This window comes from Hymenobacter psoromatis (genome assembly GCF_020012125.1).
GTDB lineage: Bacteria > Bacteroidota > Bacteroidia > Cytophagales > Hymenobacteraceae > Hymenobacter > Hymenobacter psoromatis.
The window spans coordinates 3815303-3838062 of sequence record NZ_JAIFAG010000001.1 but is presented as its reverse complement, the minus strand read 5'-3'; the positions used below and the strand labels follow the sequence as shown (position 1 = coordinate 3838062).

Below are 22760 nucleotides of genomic sequence, written 5' to 3'. Positions count from 1 at the left end.
TTTGTCACTGCAAGCAAAGCGAAGCAGTGACAAACAGTTTCAATAAGGAACACTATCCTCTGCCACTATTTCCGCTTTACCAAACCCCGCACTCTTTTTGAGCGTGCGGGGTTTTATGATTTACGGCCAATCGTCCGGTTTGGCCAGTGGGCCTTAAATTTGTTCGATTCGCGCTGTCCCCTTTAGTCAATTTAGTTACCCGATGTTAGATTTTCTCGGCAAAACCGTCGCCAAGCTCTTTGGCTCCAAATCAGAAAAGGACCTCAAAGACGTGGTGCCCTACGTGGCCCTCATCAACGCGGAATATGCCAAACTGGCGGCCCTGACCGACGACCAGCTGCGCCATCGTACCCAGGAAGTGCGCCAGCAGCTCGACGGCAAGCTCGCTGGCATTGATGAAAAGCTGGCTGCCCTGCACGAGCAGATTGAGAGCCAGCCGCAACTCGACGTAGCGAAGAAGGAGCAGATTTTTGAGCAGATTGATACCCTCGAAAAGCAGCGTAATAAAGACCTGGAAGTCGCACTCACCGACGTGCTACCCCAGGCCTTCGCTATCGTGAAGGAGACGGCCCGTCGCTACAAGGAAAACGGCCAGCTGGTGGTGACCGCGACCGATATGGACCGCGACATTGCCCGCACCAAGCAGAACGTGACCATCCAGGGCGACCAAGCCATCTGGAGCAATAAGTGGCTGGCCGCCGGGGCCGAGATTACCTGGGATATGGTGCACTACGACGTGCAGTTGATTGGAGGGGTAGTGCTGCACCAGGGCAAGATTGCTGAGATGGCGACCGGCGAAGGTAAAACACTGGTTTCGACGCTGCCGGCTTTCCTCAACGCGCTGGGGGGTAGGGGCGTGCACCTGGTGACAGTGAACGACTACCTGGCCAAGCGCGACTCGGAGTGGAACGCGCCGCTATTTGAGTTTCACGGCCTGACGGTGGACTGTATCGACCGGCACCAGCCCAACACCGATGCCCGCCGCAACGCCTACTTGGCCGACGTGACCTACGGCACCAACAACGAGTTTGGCTTTGACTACTTGCGCGACAACATGGCCCGCGACCCCGCCGAGCTGGTGCAGCGCAAGCACCACTACGCGATGGTGGACGAAGTGGACTCGGTGCTGATTGACGATGCGCGCACGCCGCTCATCATCTCCGGCCCCGTGCCCAAGGGCGACGTGCACGAGTTCTTGCAGCTCAAGCCCCGCATTCAGCGCTTGGTGGACGAGCAGAAAAAGTTGGTGCAGGGATATTTAGTGCAAGCTCGCAAAGCCATTGCCGAAGGCAAAACCGGCCCCGAGGAAGGCAGCAAGAACGGCGACGGTGGCTTGGCCCTGTTCCGCGCCTACCGCGGCCTACCCAAAAGCAAGCCGCTCATCAAGTTCCTGAGCGAGTCGGGGATGCGCGTCATCTTGCAGCAAACTGAGAACCACTATCTGCAAGATAACTCGCGGCAGATGCCGGAGGCCGATAAGCCACTGTTTTTTACCATTGATGAGAAGAACAATCAGATTGAGCTGACCGAAAAAGGCATTGACCTGATAACGGCGCAGGGTGAGGACCCGCACCTGTTCATCATGCCCGACATCGGCGTGGAGATTGCCAATATTGAGAAGGCCGAGGCGCTGACAGCGGAAGAAAAGCTTCAGCAGAAGGAGCAACTGATGAGCGACTACCAGGATAAATCGGAGCGCGTGCACACTGTCAATCAGCTGCTTAAGGCGTACACGTTGTTTGAGAAAGACGACCAGTACATCTTGAGCCAAGAAGGTAAGGTGATGATTGTGGACGAGCAGACCGGCCGCGTGATGGAAGGCCGCCGCTACTCCGACGGGCTGCACCAGGCCATCGAGGCCAAGGAAGGCGTGCGTATCGAGGATGCCACCCAGACCTACGCTACGGTGACCTTGCAGAACTTCTTCCGCATGTACCACAAGCTGGCCGGCATGACCGGCACCGCCGAAACCGAGGCCGGCGAGCTGTGGGAAATTTACAAGCTCGATGTAGTGGTAATTCCGACCAACCGCGTGATTCAGCGCCAGGACGACCATGACAAGGTGTACCGCACGGTGCGCGAGAAATACAACGCCGTAGCCGACGAGATTCAGGCGCTGGTGCAGGCCGGCCGGCCGGTGCTGGTGGGTACTACCTCAGTCGAAATCAGTGAGTTGGTAAGCCGGATGCTGAAATTTAAGGGTATTAAGCACCAGGTGCTGAATGCCAAGCAGAACCAGCGCGAGGCCGAGATTGTGGCCGGGGCCGGCTACCCTGGCACCGTGACCATCGCCACCAACATGGCGGGTAGGGGCACTGACATCAAGCTACGCGAAACTTCGCGCGATTCGGGCGGCTTGGCCATTATTGGCACTGAGCGCCACGAATCGCGCCGCGTGGACCGCCAGTTGCGGGGTAGGGCCGGCCGCCAGGGCGACCCCGGCTCCTCGCAGTTTTTCGTGTCTCTGGAAGACAACCTGATGCGTTTATTCGGCTCGGAGCGCATTGCCAAGCTCATGGACCGCATGGGCATGGAGGAAGGCGAAGTCATTCAGCACTCGATGATTACGAGCAGCATTGAGCGGGCGCAAAAGAAGGTGGAAGAGAACAATTTCGGCACTCGCAAGCGCCTGCTGGAGTACGATGACGTGATGAACGCGCAGCGTGAGGTAGTATACCGCCGCCGCCGCAACGCCCTCTTCGGCGAGCGTCTGGAGCTGGATATTTTGAACTTGATTTATGACGTGAGCGAGGACGTGGCGGCCGGCCACAAAGTCACCAACGACTTCGAGGATTTCAAGCTGTCGGTTATCCGGGATTTTGGCTACGACACGCACATCACAGCCCAGGAATTCAGCGCCCTGCCCGCCGAACGCCTGACCCAGAAGCTCTACGACGAGGCCACTGGCTACTACGAAAGTAAGAACGAGCACATCGGCCAGAACGCCTTGCCGATGATTGATGACCTGCTGCGCCAGAATACGCCCTACGAAAATATTGCCATCCCCTTCACCGATGGCCACAAGCATACCCAGGTGGTGGCCAACCTGCGCAAAGCCCAGGCCAGCCAGGGCCTCGACATCGTGCGCCAGATGGAGAAGGGCGCGGTCCTCTCGACCATCGACGAAGCCTGGACCCAGCACCTGCGCCAGATGGACGACCTCAAGCAAGTGGTCCAAAACGCGGTATATGAGCAGAAAGACCCATTGTTGGTGTACAAGTTCGAGGCCTTCGAGCTATTTAAACGGATGCTGAGTAAGGTAAATCACGGCACCAGCTCCTTCCTCTTCAAGGCCGACGTGCCAGTAGCCGCCGAAGCCGGCTTTGCCGAGCCCGATTTCTTCTACGAAGATGATATATCTGAGCCGCTGCCCAAGCTCAAGGCGGAGAAAGCCATCTCGGACGTAAGCCTCGGCGCGGGCCAGGAAGACCTGGACCAAGCCGCCGAACTGGGCATCGCCGTGGCCCCGCCGCCCCGCCAGGAACCGGCGCGCTCGCAGAAAATCGCCAACCGCAACGATAAGGTGAGCGTGCAGTACATGGACGGCCGCGTGCTGCGCGACGTGAAGTACAAGACTGTGGAGCAGGACGTGCTGGCCCAGCGCTGCGTGCTGGTAGATTAAAGATTGAGAATTAATAGAACGTCATGCTGACGAAGGGAGCATGACGTTCAATTGTATATAGTCTATAACGTTCAGAATGAACCTCGCCGCTCTTCTCGACCACACCCTGTTGCGCCCCGACTGCACTGAAGCTCAGGTAGTGCAGCTCTGCCAGGAGGCGCGCATTCACGGTTTCGCCAGCGCCTGCGTACCTCCCTGCTATGTGCCGCTGGCCGCCCGCGAACTAAGCGGCGCGAGCGTGGCCGTGTGCACGGTTATTGGTTTTCCACTGGGCTACAATAGCCCGCGGGTGAAGTTCCGCGAAGCGGAAATTGCCTTGGCCGAAGGCGCGACCGAGTTGGATGTGGTGCTGAATATATCAGCCCTGAAATCGGGGCAGTATGATGCCGTGCGGGCCGAAATCGAGGACCTCACCGACTTGGCCGAAGTACGCGACGCGCTGCTGAAAGTTATCATCGAAACGGCTTTATTAACCGAAGAGGAAATGGAAGCCGCCGCCCGGCTCTGCGCCGAAGCGGGCGCGCACTTCGTGAAAACCAGTACTGGCTTTGCCAGCCGGGGCGCGTCGGTGGCCGATGTGGAACTGCTGCGCCGGGTCCTACCCCCCCACATTCGGATTAAGGCCAGTGGGGGCATCCGCACGCGGGCGCAGGCACTGGCTTTGCTCGCGGCCGGGGCCGACCGCCTGGGTACTTCTAACAGTCTGATTATCTTGCAGGAAGATGATGCTACCCCTTCGTAACGCGGTGCTGCTGCTGCTGAGCCTGCCGCTGCTGGCCGCCTGCGCCGCCACGGCCCCCGCCACCCGCGCCCAAACCCCGGCCGATACTACCCGTAAAGCCGGGGCCGCTACCGAAGACCTGAGCCGATACCGGCCGGTATTCGCGCTGCTGCCAGCGGCCGGCGCGGTCCCTACCCCCGCCCCCGCCGCTAAGCCTACCGCCCCGCCCGCCAAAGCCGCGCCTACCCCCACCAACCAGGTGAACGCTCAAGTGGAGCAGCGACTGCGGGACCAAGCCTTCACTAACCAGAACGTGAAGTATGCCAGCGGCTACCGCGTGCGGGCCTACCTGGGCCTGGAGCGCGAGCAGGTGATGAGCATCCGTCGCCAGATTATCGCGCGCTACCCCGACGAAACCGACTACATTACCTTCAAGCAGCCCGTGTACCGGCTCTACGTGGGCGACTATCTCACCCGCCTCGATGCCGCCCGCGGGCTGGAGAAGGTGCGGCAGTTCGTGCCGCGGGCTGAGCTGGAGCCCATGCAGGTGCTGCTGAACAAGACCCCGTGAGCACTAGCCTACCGTTAATTAAAGAACGTCATGCTCATCTGTCGTGCGCTTGTCGAAGCACCTCCACCGCTTCATCCGAACCGTTCAACGGTGCAGTAGAGACGCTTCGACAGGCGGACGCCAGATGAGCATAACAACGACTATCATAGTACCCTCATGTTGGATACCATAAAAACCCGCGCCGCGGCCCTGGCCCCCGAGCTATCCACCCTGCGTCGGCACCTGCACGCCCATCCGGAGCTTTCCTTTCAGGAAACCGAGACTTCGGCTTTTGTGACGCGGCAGCTGGTGGCGCTGGGCCTTGCACCCTACTCCGTGGCGGGCACGGGGGTAGTGGCCCTCATTGAGGGGCAGCCGGGCGGGCCGGTGGTGGCCCTGCGCGCCGACATGGATGCGCTGCCCATTCAGGAGCTGAGCGAAACGGACTATAAATCGACCCGGCCCGGCGTGATGCACGCCTGCGGCCACGACGTGCACACGACCTGCCTGCTGGGCGCGGCCCGGCTGTTGACGGAGCAGCGCGCGCATTTCAAAGGCACGGTCAAGCTCATCTTTCAGCCGGGCGAGGAAGTGCTGCCCGGTGGCGCGTCCTTAATGATAAAAGACGGCGTGCTCGAAAACCCTACCCCCACCGAAATTCTGGGGCAGCACGTGTTTCCGCGGCTGCCAGCGGGGCAGATTGGCGTGCGGCCGGGGCGCTACATGGCTAGCACCGATGAACTGTACTTGCGCATAAAAGGCAAGGGCGGGCACGGGGCTATGCCGGAGCTGAACCTCGACCCGGTGCTGGTGGCGGCCCACCTCATCGTGGCGGCGCAGCAGATTGTGAGCCGTCGCGCCAACCCTAAGCTGCCCTCGGTGCTGAGCTTCGGGAAGGTTATCGCCAACGGGGCCACCAACGTTATTCCTGACGAAGTATACATCGAGGGCACGTTTCGGACCCTAGATGAGGCGTGGCGCAACGAGGCCCACCAGCACCTGCGGCAGCTCTGCGAAGGGCTGGCCGCCAGCATGGGCGCGGTGTGCGAGCTGGAAATTCGGCGGGGCTACCCCTGCCTCGATAACAACCCCGCCGTGACGGCCCGCGTGCGCGCCGCCGCAGAGGAATATCTAGGGGCCGAAAACGTGATTGAGCTGGACCAATGGCTGGCCGCCGAGGACTTCGCCTACTTCTCGCAGGCCGCGCCGGCCTGCTTCTACCGCCTGGGCACGCGCGCCGCCGACGGGCGCTTCGCGGCCTCCGTGCACACGCCCATCTTCGATGTGGATGAGCAGGCGCTGAGCGTGGGCGCGGGGCTTATGGCCTGGCTCACGCTGCAAGAGTTGGCGCGCTAACCGATTCTTCGGGGCCTGCTACTAGCCCAGCTTCCAAAGCGCGATGGAGAGTAGCGCGATTTTTGTAAATCGCGTCCCCGCACCAGTAAGTTAGCCCTTAGTCCTAACGGCGCGAGGACGCGAACTACAAAGTTCGCGCTACTCCTCGCCGGGCAAAACCAGACCTTAATTCATGCAAAAAACTACGCTGCTGGCGCTGCTGCTGGCCGGGGCCGGCTCTGCCGCCGCCCAAAGCACGGAACGCCTCCGCCGCCCGGTGGCCCTGGCCCCCGAGCTGCAAATCGCCGCCCCGCTGGCCGATAACAACTACGTGTATTTCAGCCTCGGTGGCCGCCGGCAGACGGAGAGCTTCGCTGGCCGCAACCCCGCCCTGGGCCTCGACTATCTCAACCTGACGGCCGGCTACGAGCACGCCTGGAACCCGCGCTGGAGCTGGGGCGTTACCCTGCGCTACGCCAAGGAGCCAGCAACGGGCTTCGACCGTAGCGCGGTGGTGCCGGGGCTGCTGCTGCGGCACCGGGCGGCGCTGGGGCCAGTGCAGTTCGGCCAGCGGCTGGGGGTAGAGTACGCCCTGGGTGCGCCGGCTTATAATGCCGCGCCCTTCTACACCACCAGCGTATATAGCCGCACGCTACTGCGCCTGCGCCTCGACGTGGAGAAGCTCATCCGGCTGGGTAGCCAGCCGGGCGGCCTGGCCCTGCGGCCCCGCGTGAGCTTTGAGCCGGCGCTGTTTCTACGCCTCCAAAAGGCTGACCTGGATGCGGACAAGCGCACGGTAGACTTCACCAGTCTGCGCGGTGAAGTTGGGGTGCAGGCCGGGCCGCAGCTCAGCATCACGCCGTGGGCTGGTGTGCAGGCCAACTACAGCCGCACGCTCATCCAGACCGATAAAAACGGCGCGCCTACTTCCAACGGTAAGCTCAATACTACGACGCCAATGGTGGGGCTGGACCTGCGCTACACCTTTCCTACCCCCTTCGCTACGGCCAACTGGCAGCAGCTCCCTACCCAAAATTAATAATTTCGGACATTGCGTCAGGTGCGAATGGGCCGCTGAATCTGCTTTAACAGGCAGTGAAGACGATTTTTCTCATCTGAAAACCATAATAGCATAGTTGATAAATTAAGCGGGTGACTTTTTGGCTGAAAACTGATTCGGCATAGATTTTAAGGAAGAGAGGTAGCCCCGCCAGTGTTGGCGGGTGGCTACTACCTTTTAGATTACTTCCTTCCTATGTCCACGCTAGTATATAACGCCCGCCCTACCCTGCGCCCCGCGCGTGCCTTTAACTCCCTGTTGGGCGAGCTGCTGCGCGATGCCCAGCCGGCCGCGCCTACCCCCTCCACGGCCTTCGTGCCCGCCGCCGATATTTTTGAGACGGCCACCGGCTACGAGCTGTACCTGGCGCTGCCGGGCGTGGCGAAAGAGGCCGTGAGCATTGATTTTCAAGACAACCAACTCGTGGTGAGCGGTAGTCGCCCGGCCCCGGCCACCGAGGGCGAAAATGCCCCCCAGCTGCGCCGCGTCGAGACCCGCTTTGGTGATTTCCGCCGCGCGTTTCGCCTGCCCGAAACGGTGAACGGCAAAGCCATCACGGCCGAGCTGACCGACGGGCTGCTGCGCCTGACGCTGCCCTTCGATACCGAGAAGGTGACCAAGCAGCACATCGAGGTGCGCTAAGCTAAACCGAGGAGAGGCACCCGACCAGGGTGCCTCACTGGTTTTCCAGCAAAAATTTTCCCCGCGATATTCTTAGTCGTAGGGCAACTTTTGGGCACGAATTCAACTCTTACACTCGTTGAAGTTACGCAAACCGATACTGGCCCTTGCCCCGTAAGCTAGGCGGCGGCGCTGGTTGGTTTTCTTGTCGCTTTTTTGTTATTTTGCTTTCCTTATCACCTTTTTCTCAACCAGACCCCGATGCAAGCCAAGAACATGATGCTCGGCCTTCTGACCTCCGCCATTTTGGGCGGGGGCGTGGCCGTGGGGGGCTATAAGCTACTGGAAAATGAGCCGGCCAACGCGGCTCAGACCACGCTGGCTTCCGACCCCCAAGTCCGGTATACCTCGGCGATGCGCAGTAGCGCCTATGCCGCGCCCGAAGGATTGAACTTTGTGGCCGCCGCGGCCGCCGTGACGCCCGCCGTGGTGCACGTAATGACCGAATACAAAGCCGAGCCGCAGCAGATGTCGCACGCGCAGATGGACCCTTTCCTGCGCCAGTTCTTCGGCGACCAGTTGGAGGGCCAGCTGCATGGCCAGCGGCAGCCGCAGAGCGGGGGCGAAGGCTCTGGCTCGGGCGTTATCATCGCCGCCAACGGCTACATCGTGACCAATAACCACGTCATTGACAAGGCTTCGAAAATCACGGTGGTGCTGGACGATAAGCGGAAGTTTGATGCTGAGTTGGTGGGCGCGGACCCCAGCACCGACCTGGCAGTACTGAAAGTGAAGGCCGACAATCTGCCTTTCATCAAATATGGCAACTCGGATGAGGTGAAAGTGGGGCAGTGGGTGCTGGCCGTGGGCAACCCATTCAACCTGAACTCGACCGTGACGGCCGGCATTATCTCGGCCAAGGGCCGTAGCATCGGGATTCTGAACCGCGACCAGCCCACGGGCATCGAGTCGTACTTGCAGACGGACGCCGTGGTGAACCCCGGCAACTCGGGGGGCGCGCTGGTGAATACCAGCGGCGACCTTATTGGCATCAATTCGGCTATCTCCTCCCACACCGGCTCGTTTGAGGGCTATGCTTTCGCGGTGCCCAGCGCCATTGTGAGCAAGGTGGTGGATGACTTGCTGAAGTACAAGGTAGTGCAGCGCGCCCTGCTGGGTGTGCACATTCAGGAGGTGGATGCCAAGCTGGCTTCGGAGAAGAAACTCAATACCCTAAATGGCGTGTACGTGCAGGGGCTGACTGATAAGAGCGCTGCTGCCGTGGCGGGCCTGCGTATGGGCGACATTATCACCGACATCAACGGCGTGCCCGTGAACACGGCCTCCCAATTACAGGAGCAGGTGTCGCGCTTCCGCCCCGGCGATAAGATTAAGGTGGGCTACCTCCGCAACGACGAGAAGCTGAGTGCCAATGCTACCCTCTTCAACGCCTCTAACACCACGGCTGTGGTGCGCGAACTACCCGCCGAGGCGGTCGTGAGCTACGAGGGCGCGAAAATCGGCCCCGTGAATGCCCGCCTGCAAAACTCCCTCGGCATTGAGGGCGGAGCCCAGATTACGGGCATCAAGGGCAGCAATTTTAAGGAGACGGGCATGGCCGATGGCTTCATCATCACCCGCATCGATAAGAGCGTGGTGCGCAAGCCCGCCGACGTGCAAGCCTACCTCGACCAGGCTAAGGAGAACTCCGGCGCGCTGGTCGAAGGCGTGTACCCGGACGGCCGCAAGGCGTACTACCCCATCGGCCGCGAGTAAGCCGCCGGTCCGGTTTTAAAAAAGCCCCCGCCAGTATCTGGCAGGGGCTTTTTGTTTTCAGGCAGCGCAACCAAGCTATGCCCAAACGCCCGTAGAGACGCGACCCTTCGCGTCTCTCTGCCCGCCGCACCAATGCAAGGGCATCTGAACGCCCGTAGAGACGCGACCCTTCGCGTCTCTCTGCCAGTCGCGCCGCCAAGATGATGGCTAACTGCCCGTAGAGACGCGACCCTTCGCGTCTCTCTGCCAGCCGCGCCGCTAGTAGATTCGGGTTTCCCCATTGCCTCCTACCGGGGAGAGACGCGAAGGGTCGCGTCTCTACGGGCACTTGGGCGTTATATTGTCGCTGAGGAGCGTTTTTCAGCGGTAGAGGCCTTCGCCGTTGTCCCACTCGTGCTGCCAGCGGCTGGGGTTGGTGGCGATGTAGTGGCGAATGCGGATTAGCTCATCGGCCGAGCGCACGATGCGGTCGTGGTAGCGGGCTTGCCATTGGAAGGGCAGGGCCTGGTGGCGGGCATACGTGGTGATGCCACTCTTGAAGCCGCGCACCACGGAGGCCAAATTAGCGCGCTGGGGTCCAAACTGATTTTGGTAAGCCAGGGGCAGGCCGGCGGGCTCGTGTTTCTCAAACACCAGCAGGCCGTGTACGTGGTCGGGCATGAGGACGAACGCCTCGGGAGTGGCAAACGGCGCGAAGACGGGGATGCTATCCCACCCAGCCAGCACCCGCTGGCCCAGGGGGGTAGGGCGCACAAAAGCGGCATCCCAGTCGTTGCCCGGCACTTCCATTGTGCCAAAAGCCGGCTGCCGGTCCTGCGTACAGATAGTGATGAAGTAGATACCGCTTTGCCCGTAGTCGTAGCCCCGCAGGCGGGTACTCGCTATGCGGTGCGTTTCGCGGTATAAGCCAGGGTCGAAAGCAGGTGGCAACATCAGAAATAATTAAAAGAAAAAACAGAACATCCGTAGAGACGCGACCCTTCGCGTCTCTCTGCCACTCGCGCCAATAGGACGATGCCCGAACGCTTGTAGCGACGCGACCCTTCGCGTCTCTCCCCCACCCGCGCCGCCAAGATGATGGCTAACTGCCCGTAGCGACGCGACCCTTCGCGTCTCTCCCCCACCCGCGCCGCTAGCAGATTAGTCTTCCCGTTGCCTCCTACCGGGGAGAGACGCGAAGGGTCGCGTCTCTACAAGCGTTCTGCTACCCTCTCATCGGTGCGGGTGGCGGAGAGACGCGAAGGGGCGCGTCTCTACGAGGGTTCTTACTGCACGATGCGCGTCTTCACCCCCGCGTACTGCGGGTCGGTGGTGGCCCCTTGCAGGGCGGCCACTTTCACCCACACGCGGGTGCCCGACTTGAAGGGGCCCAGCTGGCGCTCGCGGCCGCCGCCCACGGCTACGCTCCACTGGTCCTCGTCCAGGTCTTCGGCAATGGTGTAGCGGATGAGGTTCTGAATGGTGCCGGTGGGGCGCTTCAGCTTTAGCAGCAGGCAGCCGGGCTGGGTGCCGTCGAGCAGGTCGAAGTCCATGAGGCCCATCTCCGTATCGAGCGAGCTGGTGGCGGCGGTGCTGGCGGCGGCCATCAGGGTGAGGCCCGAGGAGAGCAGGGCGGGTTCCTGGCCGGTGTAGTCGAGGTTGAGGCGCTTGGCGAGGCGGCCCAGCTCGGTGGTAACGGCCAGGCGGAGCAGGTCGCGGTTGGCGGTTTGGGCGGGCGTGGGGTAGTCGATGGCCGCCACATTGGCATCGAGGGCATCTACGGCGGTGGTGAGGGGCTGGCTGAGCACCCCGCCGCTGGCAATGAAAGCACTAGTGGCAGTTTGGCGCGCCGCGCTGTGGGCAAAGGGCGACAGGGAGTCAACCAGCAGATAGGAGTAGTCTTCGATGAGTTTGGGCTTGCGCATGGCGTGAAGATTTGGTGAGGAAATCTCTACGGCAACTATGAAGCCAGCTTTGGGCCGTGCGGCGGGTGCGGGGGGGTAGGCGGCTCGCGCTGGGGCCGGCCCGAAGCCACCGGTGGCCCCGGCCCCCAACTATCCGGCGAAGGCCGAAAGTTTTCCCGCCAAGGCCAGAAGCCCGGCGGCCTTGGCCGCCAGGCTTCCGGCCACCCCGGAAACGAATTCCGCGACGGCGGGAAAGCCGGCTGCTGGCCCAAAATCAGCTTCGGCCACCGCGGCAAGGGCGACGGGGGCGGGAGAAGAATAGTCGGCGGCAACCACCAAAAAACCGGCTTGCGTGGCCCCGGCCCCGGCCGGCCCTACCCCACGCGGCGGGCGCGGGCGGCTTTGGGGGCCGGCAGCAGCGGCTCGGCCAGCTGGCGATACAGGGTGAAGAGGAACTCCAGGCGGCTCAGCTCGGTGGGGAACGCGGCGGGGCGGTAGCAGCTATCCACGGCCCGGTCGAGCTGGGCGTGGGCCTGCGCCAGCGCGGGCGGCATGGTGAGTGGGTCGTAGAGCAGGGCCAGCGTGGCCCCCGCAAACTGCGCCCGCGCCGCCAGCACCCGCCCCGCCGCCGCCTCTACCGCCGCTTGCTGCTTCGCGGTGGGGGTAGGGGGAAAGGGGAAATTGTTGTAGACAATGCCCGCCGAGTAGTTGTAATCGCTTTTCAGCCGTCCACAAACCTGTCTCATCCAGGCCATGTGCATAGTTGACGTTAGGATTCCAAATAAAAAGGGTGTGGCTTCTGGAATTAGCCGTAGCTTATTGCTTGCAATGACATCCGTATCGAGAAACCCGATTGGGATATACCGTCGTCGCTCTGACGAAACTTCGGGAATGGCTAGGTAAGGCTTATCAGGAATAAACTCAACGTGAAAGCGCGTAGGCAAAAACGCTAGCTTCTGGGTCGGAGCGCTCTTACTCTTGCTTCGATAGACTCTCACCGCCTCAATCAGCTTCTTAGCCTCTGGCATTTTAGCTAACTCGACCGGCGAAATATCACCAAGCCACAAGCACCAGCGTTCAGTGCCGTTGATAAATTCTTCCCCGCCAAGCCAGCGCTTAAAATAGGGAGCGGCTTGTGGCTCTTTCTGCAAGAATTCTTCTTTGCGGGCCGGGGTGAATAGATAATTGCCATCGTCAATTGGCTTATTGCCAGAGACCATTGCCGGAACCGGACTAAGGGGCCGGTTTCGGCTAGCCACCAACACGTTTTCCCCATCCACTAAATACGGGTTGATATTGCTGACCTTCAATTCCTGTGGCTCGCTGCGCGGGGTGGCGTAGTCGAATAGCCGGGCGGGCACGGGTTGCGCTCCAAAGCCCACGATGACGCAGAAAACGGCGGCGGTGCCGCGCGCCTCGTTGTTCCACTTAAAGGTTCGGTGGGCGAATTGGATGCGCATCCCGTAGCGATGCAGCATTTCGCCCCACAAGATGCTGACTTGCTCACCCTGGGTAATAGAATTGGTACTCACGAACGCCGCCCGGATGGCGGTGCCCTGCATAAAGCGAGCGGCTTTCAAGTACCAGCCGGCCACGTAGTCGAGTACGCCCGCGCCGGGCAGCTTCGCGCCAGCCACGCCCAGCAAATCGCGGCGCTGGTCGGCACTCATGAGCTTGGACCCCACGAAGGGCGGGTTGCCGAGGATGTAGCTGAGGGTGGCTTTGGGGGCCACGCTTTCCCAATCCACTTGCAGGGCGTTGCCGATTTCGATGCGGGCGGTGCGGACCAGGGGTAGGCGCACGTAGCGGTTGCCGAAGGTGGCCGAGAGCTGGAGGTTGAGCTGGTGGTCCATGAGCCACATGGCGACTTCGGCAATGCGGGCGGCGAATTCTTCGAGTTCGATGCCGTGGGCCTGGTCTACCTGCACGCGGGTGTAGAGGGCGAGGTCCACGGTTTGGCCGGTGGCGAGCTGGGGCGCAAAAAGGCGGGCCAGCACCTGGTGTTCGAGCAGGCGCAATTCGCGGTAGGTCACCACCAGGAAGTTGCCGCACCCGCAGCTCGGGTCCAGGAACCGGATGGTTTCCAGGCGGCGGTGCAGGGCGTCCAAGGGGCCACGGCGCGAGCCGGCGGCGGCCAGCTCCTGCCGCAGGTCGTCGAGGAACAACGGCCCGATGACCTTGAGAATATTCTGTTCGGAGGTGTAGTGCGCGCCCAGGGTGCGGCGGCGCGCCGGGTCGGCAATGCTCTGGAACAAGGAGCCAAAGACGGCCGGCGATATCCGGCTCCAGTCGAAGTAGGTGCAGCGGATGAGCTGGGCGCGGGTGGCGGCATCGAAGGCGGGGAAGCGGAAGTCTTCCCGAAAGAGCGCGCCATTGACGTAGGGCAGGTTGGCGAGGTACGCAGGCAGGGCGCGGGGCCGCTGGTCGGGGGCCTGGTCGAGGGTAGCAAAGAAGTGGGCGAGCCGGGGGCCGAGGTCGGAGCCATCCTCCGCGGTGTGGTTTTCGAGAAACGCCCGGAACTCATCGGCTTCCAGGATGGCGGTATCCTCGGCAAAGAGGCAGAAGAGTAGCCGCACCAGCAGCACTTCGAGGGCGTGGCCCCGGTAGCCGCCTTCCAGGAGCGCATCATGCAGGCGGGCCATCAGCTCGGCGGCTTCGGCGTTGGCGGGGTCGTCGGGGGCGGTGGCGTGGCTCTGGTAGCCGCTCAGGAACCCGAAGAGGTGGAGGTGCTCCGGCAGCTCGGCCAGGGCAAAGCCGGTTTCCAGGCCGGTATCCAGGTCGTGGAGGCGGAAGCGGGCAAAATCAGACACCAGCACGTAGCGCGGCAGCTTGTAGTCGGGCAGGCCGGGGAAGTAGTCGCGGGCCTGGGCGGTGGCTTTGGACAGGTCGCGGCCCAGGGTTTTCTGCTCCACCAGCAGCTTACCGGGGATAAACATGTCGATAAAGCCCTGCGCGCCGTCGGCCTTCTTCACGGGCACCTCAAACTGGGCCACGCGCCGCCGGTTTTGGCCAAACACGTCCAGAAAATCGCGCCAGAAGGATTGGGATTCGGCCCGTTCGGAGGCGGTACCGGCGTATTCGAGGGCGAAAGCGGTGGCGCGGTGGCGCAGCTCGGCAAGGGACAGGGGCATGGGGCGAAGGTAGGGGCCGAGGCAGCAGAACGCCTGTAGAGACGCGACCCTTCGCGTCTCTCTGCCAGTAGCGCCGCCGAGAGGGCAGCAGAACGCCCGTAGAGACGCGACCCTTCGCGTCTCTCTGCCAGTAGCGCCAGTAGGAAAACCTATTTGACAACCGGCGCGGGCGGCAGAGAGACGCGAAGGGTCGCGTCTCTACGGTCGTTCAGATATCCTCTCGGCGGCGCTACTGGCAGAGAGACGCGAAGGGTCGCGTCTCTACAGTCGTTCTGCTGTCTTCGCATTGGCGCTACTGGCAGATAGACGCGAAGGGTCGCGTCGCTACGGGCGTTCGGGTGTTCACCTTGCTCGTCCTCCTACCTTTGCCCCTCTACCCCCTACCCCCCCACCCTCATGAAGCAGGCCCTCGAAGAAGCGACCAAAAAAGACGTGACCGTACCGCACCCCCACCACGACCCCCACGGCATCCGGGACGTGCTGCGCCAGCTCGGCGTGGCCGATACCAACCCGGCCTTCAGCACCGGGCAGGTATGGGGCGGCAAACAGAATGCGGCCAGGGACATTGTGTCGCCGGCCGATGGGCAGCGCATTGCGGCGGTGGCTGAGGCCACGGTGGCCGACTATAACACGGTGGTGGCAACGGCCGAAACGGCGTTTGCGCAGTGGCGGCTGGTGCCCGCGCCCCGGCGCGGCGACATCGTGCGGCAGATTGGCAATGCCCTGCGCCACCACAAGGAAGCCCTGGGCAAGCTGGTGAGCTACGAGATGGGGAAAATATTGCAGGAGGGCTTGGGCGAAGTGCAGGAGATGATTGATATCTGCGACTTCGCGGTGGGCCTGAGCCGGCAGCTCCACGGGCTGACAATGCACTCCGAGCGGCCCGCACACCGGATGTACGAGCAGTATCACCCGCTGGGCATCGTGGGGGTTATCTCGGCCTTTAACTTCCCGGTGGCCGTGTGGAGCTGGAACGCCATGCTGGCCGCCGTGTGCGGGGATGTCGTTATCTGGAAGCCCTCGGAGAAAACGCCGTTGGCGGGGGTAGCCATTCAGCACCTGCTCCGGGAAGTGCTGGCGAAGAACGCCGTGCCGGAAGGCGTCTTCAACCTCGTGCTGGGCGGGCCGGAAGTAGGCAAAGCCATGAGCGCCGACGAGCGGGTGCCGCTGGTATCGGCCACGGGCAGCACCCGCATGGGCCGCGCCGTGGGGGCGGCCGTGGGTCAGCGGCTGGGTAGGGCGCTGCTGGAGCTGGGCGGCAACAATGCCATCATCCTGGCCCCAGGGGCCGACTTGGACATGGCCATGCGCGCCATCGTGTTTGGGGCGGTGGGCACGGCCGGGCAGCGCTGCACCACCACGCGCCGGCTCATCATCCACGCCGATATCTATGAGGAGGTGACGAAACGCCTCTTAGCCGCCTACGCCAAGCTGCCGGTGGGCCACCCGCTGCAAGCCGGCACCCTGGTCGGCCCCCTCATCGACGCCGATGCGGTAACGGCTTTCACCAATGCCCTGGAAGCCGTGCAGCGCGAAGGCGGCACCGTGCTGACGGGCGGCCAGGTGGTGAGCAGCGCCGAGCTCCACGGCGGCCACTACGTGCTCCCGGCCCTGGTAGCCGCTGAGAACCACTACCCCACCGTGCAGGCCGAGACCTTCGCGCCCATCCTCTACCTCCTGAAATATTCGGGCGGGGTCGAAAACGCCATTGCCCTCCAGAATGGCGTGCGGCAGGGCCTCTCCTCGGCCATCTTCACCCTGAATATGCGCGAGGCCGAAGCCTTTCTGGCCAGCCCCGGTTCCGACTGCGGCATCGCCAACGTGAACATTGGTACCAGCGGGGCCGAAATCGGCGGGGCTTTTGGCGGCGAGAAAGAAACCGGCGGCGGACGCGAGTCCGGCTCCGATGCCTGGAAAGTCTACATGCGCCGGCAGACGAACACCATTAATTACGGCACGGAGTTGCCGCTGGCGCAAGGGATTAAGTTTGATAGTTAGCGGGGTAGGGGTGGCGGTTGGGCTTACGGCGCGGGCGGGTGCTTCGCCTGCTGGTTCTTTCTTGCTATCGGCGCGGGCGTGCGCCCTACCCCCCGGCCCCCTCTCCTCCACGAAGAGGCGGAGCCTGGCGATTGGGGGGGCGGGGTGCGGGCGGCTACTCGGCGTGGCGCACGTCGCCGTGGCCTTTGTAGAGGAGGCCGTTGGCGTTGCTGATGAGGTAGTAGAGGCGGTAGAGCTGGCCGGGGGCCTGGGTGCGCAGGGGCACGCGCCGGCTGTCGCCGGCTTGCAGGGTATCGCTGCTACGGTCGATAAAGGTGTAGCGGCGGCTCACGTACACCGACTGGACCAGGCAGGGGCAGGGAGCGGCCAGGCTAAGCTGGATGCGCCAGGTCGCCTCCCCGTTGGGGGCCGGGTTGGGGAAAGCTTCGGTGTGGCTAACCGTGGCTAGCTGCTGGGAGCCATTAAGCGGCACCAGGCCAGCGCCGTAGGGGAGGCCCAGTAGGTGGGTTTCCTCGCCGCTCCAGGTGGCATCCGAGACCCAGTCGTCGGGGTCCGGGGGGCCGTTGGGGCGGCCCTGGGCGTCGCGGCGCGTGATGCTCTCGCCCGGCCCAAAATAGACATCGGGCCCATCGTAATCGACGCCGCACTGAAAGGCGCAGAGCAGCAGGCAAGCAATGGGGAGGTAGCGTTTCATAAGCCGGGCGGGGCTGCGTCGGGTAAGCGGGGGTAGGAACCCCTACGAGCGAAACGGGCCGGGCAAAGGTTGCAGGCGCTCTATAAAAACACCGCCCAGCCATGAGGCTGGGCGGTGGCTAACAGGCCGGGGCCGGGGGGGTAGGGCGGGGGGTTAGCGGCCGGCCGTCTGCTGCACCACTTCGGGCAGCACTTTGCTCAGGGCTTCGGCCTGGGCGCGGGTGAAGCTTCCCTGCACCTGCACCAGCACAAACGAACCGAGGGCGCTGGGCAAGGCTCCGGTTGCCACCAATTCGCTCACGCGGTCGCCATTGGCCCTGATGACGTAGCGGTAGGGGGTAGCGCCGCCGCCCGATACGGCCAGGGGCGTGTAGCGCTCAGCCCGAAGCAGGCCCTCGGCCTCTGGGTTCAGGCCGTCGCGCACCAGGCCCTGGGCGCTGCTGCTGGTGGGGGCGAAAGTGAGGGCCCGCGCCGTGCGGATGCCGGTAACGGCGTTGGTGAGGTCGTTGCCGCCCAGCAGCTTACCCACCCGCACCAGGGCCAGGCGCTGCAAGAGGTCAGCCGACCAGTCAACGGTATGGAAGCCCGGCTGGTCGTGGTACTTATCGAAAAAACCGGCTACGGTGTGGGCGGGGCTGCCGGGGCCGCTGGCCCGGCAGCTGCCCAGCCCCGCTACCAGGCCAGCCAGTAATAAGCACTGCGCCAGGCGGCGGGGGTAGGCGAAGCGGCGGGTACGCAAGGGCATCAATTAGCTGTGGCTACCGGCGTTGGAACCCTCGCGGTCGGGGTCAATATCGCCGCGGCGCTGGCCCTGGCTGTCTACCGGGCCTTCGCCCTGCGTGATTTCGGAGTCCTCTTCGTCGGTCACGTACACGTTGGTGGTGGGCCCGAGGCCGCCGTTTTTCTTGGCGAGGTCGGCTTCAGCCTGGGCGAACTTAAGGTTGAGCAGGGAGTCGTCGGCGGGGGGGGTAGCGTCGGGCTTAGTGGGCTTATCGGCCATGCGGAAGGCTCCCTGCGGCCGGGAAATAAACGGCCGGGGAGCGTGCAGTAGCATACGCGGCCCGCGCGGCGGGGTTGGGCCGGGGCGGGCGGCCGTAGTTTTGCCTTCCCTACCCCTCGCCCCAGCCCCCGATGACGCCGCCCCCCACCGACTTCGACCCCCACCACAATCCCTGGCAAACCCTGAGCACCGAAGCCAAATACGAAAACCCTTGGATAAGTGTGCGCGAAGACCAGGTGCTGAACCCCCAAGGCGGTGCCGGCATCTACGGCGTGGTATCGATGCGCAATAAGGCCATCGGCATCGTGCCCCTCGACGAGCAGGGCAATACCTGGCTCGTGGGCCAGTACCGCTACACCCTGAACGAATATTCCTGGGAAATTCCGATGGGCGGCGGCGTCATCGGCGTAGACCCCGTAGCCTCCGCCCAGCGGGAGCTGCGCGAAGAAACTGGCCTGCTCGCCGCCCGCTGGACCCACCTGGCCCGCCTGCACACTTCCAACTCCGTGACCGATGAAGAGGGCTTCGTTTTTCTGGCCCAGGACCTCACCCAAACGGAGTGGGAGCCCGAAGAAACTGAAGACCTGCGCCTCTGGAAGCTTCCCCTCACCCAAGCCGTGGACCTGGTAATGCGTGACGTTATTACCGACGCCATCAGCGTAGCCGGCCTACTGAAAGCCGAAAAGTTTTTGGCTAAAGGAGCGTAGAGACGCGACCCTTCGCGTCTCTGCCCATCTGCGCCGGTCGTCGGCCCTCACCAACTCGCTACCCCCCAACGAAGAGAGACGCGCAGGGGCGCGTCTCTACGGTCGGTCGGAAACCGGGGGTAGGGGGATGGCTAATTGGCCCTACCCCCGCGGCATCGACGTGCCTGGCTTGCCAGTCTTGGGAGCGGGGTGGAACATGGGGTCCACGGCGTCCATATCCAGGAAGTGGGTGAAAGTGTCGCCGCGCAAACCCAGGCGGATAGTTTCGAGGCTCACCATCTCATTGGGGGCGATGTTGCCGAGGTTCACATTGGCCCCCAGCAGCTTGATAAACCACACCTGCTGTGCCTTCTGCGGTGCTTCCCAGATGATGCGCTCGGAGGGAATCTTGGTCAGAATCTCCTCTACCAGCCCCGAGCGCACTTCGCCCGTGCTACGAAACAGGCCCACGTTGCCGCCCTCACGGGCCTCGCCGATGACCTTGATGGCCCCGGCCTCCAGCTCGCTCTGCATCTGCGAAATCCACTTGTAGGGCGGAATAATCTTCTCCGCATCCTTCGAGCCCACCTCACTTAGCACCTTCACCGACTTGCTCAGCTCCCGAATGAACTCGCACTTGCGGTCGTGGGGCAAGTCGATGCTGCCATCCGACACCTCCGCGTACTCCAGCCCAAAGCTGTCGAGCAGCCGTCGGTAGTCATCAAACTGATTGCGGATGATAAACGCCTCGAAGAGCGTGCCGCCCAGGTACACCGGGATACCGCCCGCGCGGTAGGCATCCAGCTTGCGCTGCAAGTTGGGCACTACATAGGACGTGGCCCAGCCCAGCTTCACAATGTCGGTGTAGGGGGCCGCCACCTCCAGGTAGTCTTCCACCTCCCGTAGGCTGAGGCCCTTATCCATCATCATGGTAAAGCCCTGCTCACGGGGTTTCGGGGTGCGTTCGGGCAGCTGAGAAAGCGAGTAGTTCATGCGAGGAAATCGGGCGTCGGCCCTTCAATGACGAAAATTGGCGCAAAAAAAACCTGCCCGCCGAAGCGGCGGGCAGGTGCAAAATTAGGGCATAAACCGCGGGCGGCGCGCCGCCGCCCTACCCCCTACTTGCGAAACTGGTCAATAAGCCGCTGCAAAGCGGGCTGTTTTTCCAGCTCGGGGAAGTAGTCGAACAGCAGCGAGTGCTGCTCAAAGTTGAGGGTAAGGGCCGTTTCGAGCTGCTGATACGCCTCGCGCAACCGGCCGGCGGCCAGCAGGTAGGCGCACAGCATATAGTGAAAATGCGCTTCGTGCGGGTGCAGCTCCTCGGCGTGCCGCAGCAGGTCGATGGCCTCCTCGTAGTGGCCCTGCTCGTAGAGAATGGCGCTCCAGCTCACCCAGCCGGTGGCATCGTCGGGCGATACTTCGGTGGCTTTCTCGTAGGCTTCGAGGGCGCTTACGATGTTGCCCACCTGGTTTTCGGCCGCTCCCAGCGCCGCCCAGTACTCGCTGCTATCGCCGTACAATTCCACCGCTTTGCGGAAGAAGTGCAGGGCCTCGTAAGGCCGCTCCTGTTCTTGCAGCAGCACGCCTTGCCCAAACCACGCTTCGTCCATCTCGGGGTTGAGTTCGAGCGCCTTGCGGTAATACTGGCGGGATTTTTCCCACTCGCGCAGCTTCTCGTAGCACTCCCCAATGTTACAGAGTGCCTCATCGGTCGGCTCGCCGGTAGGGTAGCTCAGTTCGAACTCGCCGATGGCGCGGGTATAGTCCTGCTGGCACACGAAGGTGTCGGCCAGCCAGTGGTGAGCGTCATAAAAATCGCCCTCAATAACGATGGCGTAGTCAAACGCGGCCGCCGCCTGCTCCCACTTTTCGAGCCGGTAGTAATACTGCCCCAGGTTGTACCAGGCCGTGGCCGAATAGGGGTCATCGTCGGTGAATCGCTGAAAAAACTCCTCGTGCTCCAGCAGCCGCTCGGTGGTTTCGAGGCAGTTGAGCAGCTCCTGCACGGTGGTTTCATTGTCGGGCTGCAAGCGTAAGCTGTGCTTATAGTGCCGGGCCGCGCTCTTAAACTTGTGCCAGCTTTGGTAAGCCAAGCCCAGGTTAAAGTGAATGTCTTCGCGGTCGGGGTTGCGCTCCAACGCACTCTGAAAAAAGCGCACGGCCTCGTCAAAATCGCCGCGCTGGGTGGCAATAATGCCGCGGGTTACGGCCACATCGGCGTTGTCGGGGTCGCGGGTGGCTACGCTGGCAATCTGGCGCTCAGCCTCGGCGTAATCGCCACGCATAGCGGCTATTTGGGCGCGGTCGATGAGCAGTTCGGTTGAGAAAGGGTACTGGCCCAGGGCCGCCTCGCAGGCTTGCTGAGCTTTATCGAATGCGGCCGAGGTTACGTAGTGGTCAATAATTACTTCAAACTCTTCTAAGTCAAAAAAGGCGGTTTCGTCAGCCGCTAGCATCTGTTCGTAGCGTCGCACGGTATCCTGGGCTGCTCGCGGGTCGTCAAATGGTTCGTTCATGCGCATAAGTATCACGAATTATAAACGATAACTCGTCTTGTTTTCCTGCTAATAGGATGCCAAGTATAGCAACGGCCCAAAGCCGGCTTTTTTGTCTGCTACCCCCCACTGGCAAGGTAAAGCAAGGGGCACTGCTACAGGCTAAGATACAACCTACGGCCGGCTCATCCGGTTCGTTTCGAGGGTTTGGGCCAGCCAGGCCACAGTTTCATCCAGCGAATGAAAGCCCAGGCCGGTGGCAAGCTGCACCTTGCGGGTGTCGTAAAATACTGGCTGCCGGCCGGCCCGCGCCGTATCGCGGGTGATGAGGGGCCGCGCCCTGGTCAGCACCGAGCGAGTATGCTCCACGCGCCAGATAACCTCGGCGGCCCAGGTAGGCACGGCCACGCTGGGCGGGCGGCGGCCCAGCGCCTGGGCCAGCTTGGTTAGCAGTTCGCCCAGGGGGTAAGTGCCGCCGCTGAGCACGTAGCGCGCGGCGGGCAGTTGCGGCAGGTCGAGGGTGAGGCGCAACAGGTGGGCCGCCACGTCGCGTGCATCCACGAAGCTGAGCTGGCCGGGGGTGTAAAAAAGGTGCTCATCGTAAGCGTAGCGCAACAGCCGGGTACTGCTCCGGTCCCAGTCGCCTGGCCCCAGCACGATGGCCGGGTTGACGATAACGGCCGATAGTCCTTCGGCCACGCCGCGCCACACCTCCAGCTCGGCCAAGTACTTGCTGGTGGCATAGGCCGAATGGCGCGCGCCCAGGTCCCAGGTAGCGGCTTCATCCAGTAGCAGGGGGGTAGGGGCCGCGCCGGCAGAGGCTTCGGTTGGCGCGGGCTGCCCCAGCGCCGCCACCGACGACACGTAGCCCAGCCGCACGCCGGGGCAGCGCAGGCAGGCATCGACTACAGCGGCGGTGCCCTCTACGTTCACGTGCAGCAGCGCGTCCTCGTCCTGCGGCGCGTACGATACCAGGCCGGCGCAGTGCAGCACGTGCGTCACGTCGGGCGTGAGGGCCGCCGCCAGCAGACTGGTATCGGCCAGCTCGCCGGCCAGCCACTCCACGCCTTCGGGCCCGGCGGGGGGGGTAGGGCCGCGGTACAGCGCCCGCACGGCCAATCCCCGCGCCCGCAACCCCCGCAGCACAAACGAGCCAATCAGGCCCGTACCACCGGTGAGGAAAATCATA

The 22760-nt window shown here is 62.9% G+C and carries 19 protein-coding genes; 9 read left to right on the top strand and 10 right to left on the bottom strand.

Annotation, left to right across the window (positions count from 1 at the left end):
• Window positions 1-202 precede the first annotated feature (202 nt).
• The 7 genes from secA (at window position 203) to LC531_RS16495 (ending at window position 9685) form a co-directional block, all read left to right on the top strand.
• Window positions 203-3622 (top strand): preprotein translocase subunit SecA, encoded by a 3420-nt coding sequence (gene secA / locus LC531_RS16525; RefSeq protein ID WP_223652198.1) that lies wholly within the window; start codon window positions 203-205, stop codon window positions 3620-3622.
• A gap of 76 nt (window positions 3623-3698) precedes the next feature.
• Entirely contained in the window at window positions 3699-4364 is a 666-nt protein-coding gene (gene deoC / locus LC531_RS16520) for a deoxyribose-phosphate aldolase (protein ID WP_223652196.1), read from the top strand.
• On the top strand, window positions 4345-4914 hold the full coding sequence (locus LC531_RS16515; RefSeq protein WP_223652194.1) for a hypothetical protein: 570 nt from the start codon (window positions 4345-4347) through the stop codon (window positions 4912-4914). The genes deoC and LC531_RS16515 overlap by 20 nt, the downstream gene beginning before the upstream one ends.
• Window positions 4915-5070: 156 nt before the next feature.
• Window positions 5071-6249, top strand: a complete 1179-nt coding sequence (locus LC531_RS16510; RefSeq protein WP_223652192.1) for a M20 metallopeptidase family protein — start codon at window positions 5071-5073, stop codon at window positions 6247-6249.
• A 172-nt stretch (window positions 6250-6421) separates the two neighbouring features.
• A complete protein-coding gene (locus tag LC531_RS16505; RefSeq protein WP_223652190.1) occupies window positions 6422-7267 on the top strand; it encodes a hypothetical protein in 846 nt (281 codons plus the stop codon).
• Window positions 7268-7483: 216 nt separating this feature from the next.
• Window positions 7484-7930: an Hsp20/alpha crystallin family protein gene (locus LC531_RS16500; RefSeq protein WP_223652189.1), complete on the top strand. Its 447-nt coding sequence runs from the start codon at window positions 7484-7486 to the stop codon at window positions 7928-7930.
• Between the two features lie 240 nt (window positions 7931-8170).
• A complete protein-coding gene (locus LC531_RS16495; RefSeq protein WP_223652186.1) occupies window positions 8171-9685 on the top strand; it encodes a S1C family serine protease in 1515 nt (504 codons plus the stop codon).
• A gap of 360 nt (window positions 9686-10045) precedes the next feature.
• On the opposite strand, the gene LC531_RS16490 is transcribed toward LC531_RS16495, so the two are convergent.
• The 4 genes from LC531_RS16490 to LC531_RS16475 all read right to left on the bottom strand — a co-directional run bounded on the left by LC531_RS16490 (window position 10046) and on the right by LC531_RS16475 (window position 14699).
• A complete protein-coding gene (locus LC531_RS16490) occupies window positions 10046-10618 on the bottom strand; it encodes a transposase (protein WP_223652185.1) in 573 nt (190 codons plus the stop codon).
• Window positions 10619-10950: 332 nt separating this feature from the next.
• On the bottom strand, window positions 10951-11589 hold the full coding sequence (locus tag LC531_RS16485) for a hypothetical protein (protein WP_223652183.1): 639 nt from the start codon (window positions 11587-11589) through the stop codon (window positions 10951-10953).
• A 129-nt stretch (window positions 11590-11718) separates the two neighbouring features.
• Window positions 11719-11907, bottom strand: coding sequence for a hypothetical protein (locus LC531_RS16480; RefSeq protein WP_223652181.1), 189 nt, complete (start codon window positions 11905-11907; stop codon window positions 11719-11721).
• A 35-nt stretch (window positions 11908-11942) separates the two neighbouring features.
• On the bottom strand, window positions 11943-14699 hold the full coding sequence (locus LC531_RS16475; protein WP_223652179.1) for a class I SAM-dependent DNA methyltransferase: 2757 nt from the start codon (window positions 14697-14699) through the stop codon (window positions 11943-11945).
• Window positions 14700-15095: 396 nt separating this feature from the next.
• Here LC531_RS16475 and amaB point away from each other — a divergent pair, with 396 nt between their 5' ends.
• The gene (amaB, locus tag LC531_RS16470) at window positions 15096-16697 is read left to right on the top strand and encodes an L-piperidine-6-carboxylate dehydrogenase (protein ID WP_223652177.1); all 1602 of its coding nucleotides are present in this window, start codon (window positions 15096-15098) and stop codon (window positions 16695-16697) included.
• Window positions 16698-16851: 154 nt separating this feature from the next.
• On the opposite strand, the gene LC531_RS16465 is transcribed toward amaB, so the two are convergent.
• The 3 genes from LC531_RS16465 to LC531_RS16455 form a co-directional block, all read right to left on the bottom strand.
• Window positions 16852-17391, bottom strand: coding sequence for a hypothetical protein (locus tag LC531_RS16465; RefSeq protein WP_223652175.1), 540 nt, complete (start codon window positions 17389-17391; stop codon window positions 16852-16854).
• 153 nt (window positions 17392-17544) lie between these two features.
• On the bottom strand, window positions 17545-18135 hold the full coding sequence (locus tag LC531_RS16460; RefSeq protein ID WP_223652173.1) for a DUF4252 domain-containing protein: 591 nt from the start codon (window positions 18133-18135) through the stop codon (window positions 17545-17547).
• Between the two features lie 3 nt (window positions 18136-18138).
• The gene (locus LC531_RS16455; RefSeq protein WP_223652171.1) at window positions 18139-18444 is read right to left on the bottom strand and encodes a hypothetical protein; all 306 of its coding nucleotides are present in this window, start codon (window positions 18442-18444) and stop codon (window positions 18139-18141) included.
• A gap of 77 nt (window positions 18445-18521) precedes the next feature.
• Here LC531_RS16455 and LC531_RS16450 point away from each other — a divergent pair, with 77 nt between their 5' ends.
• Window positions 18522-19097, top strand: coding sequence for an NUDIX domain-containing protein (locus LC531_RS16450; RefSeq protein ID WP_223652169.1), 576 nt, complete (start codon window positions 18522-18524; stop codon window positions 19095-19097).
• A gap of 141 nt (window positions 19098-19238) precedes the next feature.
• Here LC531_RS16450 and LC531_RS16445 read toward each other — a convergent pair whose 3' ends face one another.
• From LC531_RS16445 to LC531_RS16435, 3 genes are all read right to left on the bottom strand, one after another.
• The gene (locus LC531_RS16445) at window positions 19239-20069 is read right to left on the bottom strand and encodes a phosphosulfolactate synthase (protein ID WP_223652166.1); all 831 of its coding nucleotides are present in this window, start codon (window positions 20067-20069) and stop codon (window positions 19239-19241) included.
• A 125-nt stretch (window positions 20070-20194) separates the two neighbouring features.
• The gene (locus LC531_RS16440) at window positions 20195-21592 is read right to left on the bottom strand and encodes a tetratricopeptide repeat protein (protein WP_223652164.1); all 1398 of its coding nucleotides are present in this window, start codon (window positions 21590-21592) and stop codon (window positions 20195-20197) included.
• A 153-nt stretch (window positions 21593-21745) separates the two neighbouring features.
• Window positions 21746-22759 (bottom strand): NAD-dependent epimerase/dehydratase family protein, encoded by a 1014-nt coding sequence (locus LC531_RS16435; RefSeq protein ID WP_223652162.1) that lies wholly within the window; start codon window positions 22757-22759, stop codon window positions 21746-21748.
• Window position 22760: the final 1 nt, after the last annotated feature.

Excerpts from the sequence above, each read along its gene's own strand:
- secA (WP_223652198.1), top strand. The coding sequence starts at position 203 with ATGTTAGATTTTCTCGGCAAAACCGTCGCCAAGCTCTTTGGCTCCAAA.
- deoC (WP_223652196.1), top strand. The coding sequence starts at position 3,699 with ATGAACCTCGCCGCTCTTCTCGACCACACCCTGTTGCGCCCCGACTGC.
- LC531_RS16515 (WP_223652194.1), top strand. The coding sequence starts at position 4,345 with ATGATGCTACCCCTTCGTAACGCGGTGCTGCTGCTGCTGAGCCTGCCG.
- LC531_RS16510 (WP_223652192.1), top strand. The coding sequence starts at position 5,071 with ATGTTGGATACCATAAAAACCCGCGCCGCGGCCCTGGCCCCCGAGCTA.
- LC531_RS16505 (WP_223652190.1), top strand. The coding sequence starts at position 6,422 with ATGCAAAAAACTACGCTGCTGGCGCTGCTGCTGGCCGGGGCCGGCTCT.
- LC531_RS16500 (WP_223652189.1), top strand. The coding sequence starts at position 7,484 with ATGTCCACGCTAGTATATAACGCCCGCCCTACCCTGCGCCCCGCGCGT.
- LC531_RS16495 (WP_223652186.1), top strand. The coding sequence starts at position 8,171 with ATGCAAGCCAAGAACATGATGCTCGGCCTTCTGACCTCCGCCATTTTG.
- LC531_RS16490 (WP_223652185.1), bottom strand. The coding sequence starts at position 10,618 with ATGTTGCCACCTGCTTTCGACCCTGGCTTATACCGCGAAACGCACCGC.
- LC531_RS16485 (WP_223652183.1), bottom strand. The coding sequence starts at position 11,589 with ATGCGCAAGCCCAAACTCATCGAAGACTACTCCTATCTGCTGGTTGAC.
- LC531_RS16475 (WP_223652179.1), bottom strand. The coding sequence starts at position 14,699 with ATGCCCCTGTCCCTTGCCGAGCTGCGCCACCGCGCCACCGCTTTCGCC.
- amaB (WP_223652177.1), top strand. The coding sequence starts at position 15,096 with ATGAAGCAGGCCCTCGAAGAAGCGACCAAAAAAGACGTGACCGTACCG.
- LC531_RS16465 (WP_223652175.1), bottom strand. The coding sequence starts at position 17,391 with ATGAAACGCTACCTCCCCATTGCTTGCCTGCTGCTCTGCGCCTTTCAG.
- LC531_RS16460 (WP_223652173.1), bottom strand. The coding sequence starts at position 18,135 with ATGCCCTTGCGTACCCGCCGCTTCGCCTACCCCCGCCGCCTGGCGCAG.
- LC531_RS16455 (WP_223652171.1), bottom strand. The coding sequence starts at position 18,444 with ATGCTACTGCACGCTCCCCGGCCGTTTATTTCCCGGCCGCAGGGAGCC.
- LC531_RS16450 (WP_223652169.1), top strand. The coding sequence starts at position 18,522 with ATGACGCCGCCCCCCACCGACTTCGACCCCCACCACAATCCCTGGCAA.
- LC531_RS16445 (WP_223652166.1), bottom strand. The coding sequence starts at position 20,069 with ATGAACTACTCGCTTTCTCAGCTGCCCGAACGCACCCCGAAACCCCGT.
- LC531_RS16440 (WP_223652164.1), bottom strand. The coding sequence starts at position 21,592 with ATGAACGAACCATTTGACGACCCGCGAGCAGCCCAGGATACCGTGCGA.
- LC531_RS16435 (WP_223652162.1), bottom strand. The coding sequence starts at position 22,759 with ATGATTTTCCTCACCGGTGGTACGGGCCTGATTGGCTCGTTTGTGCTG.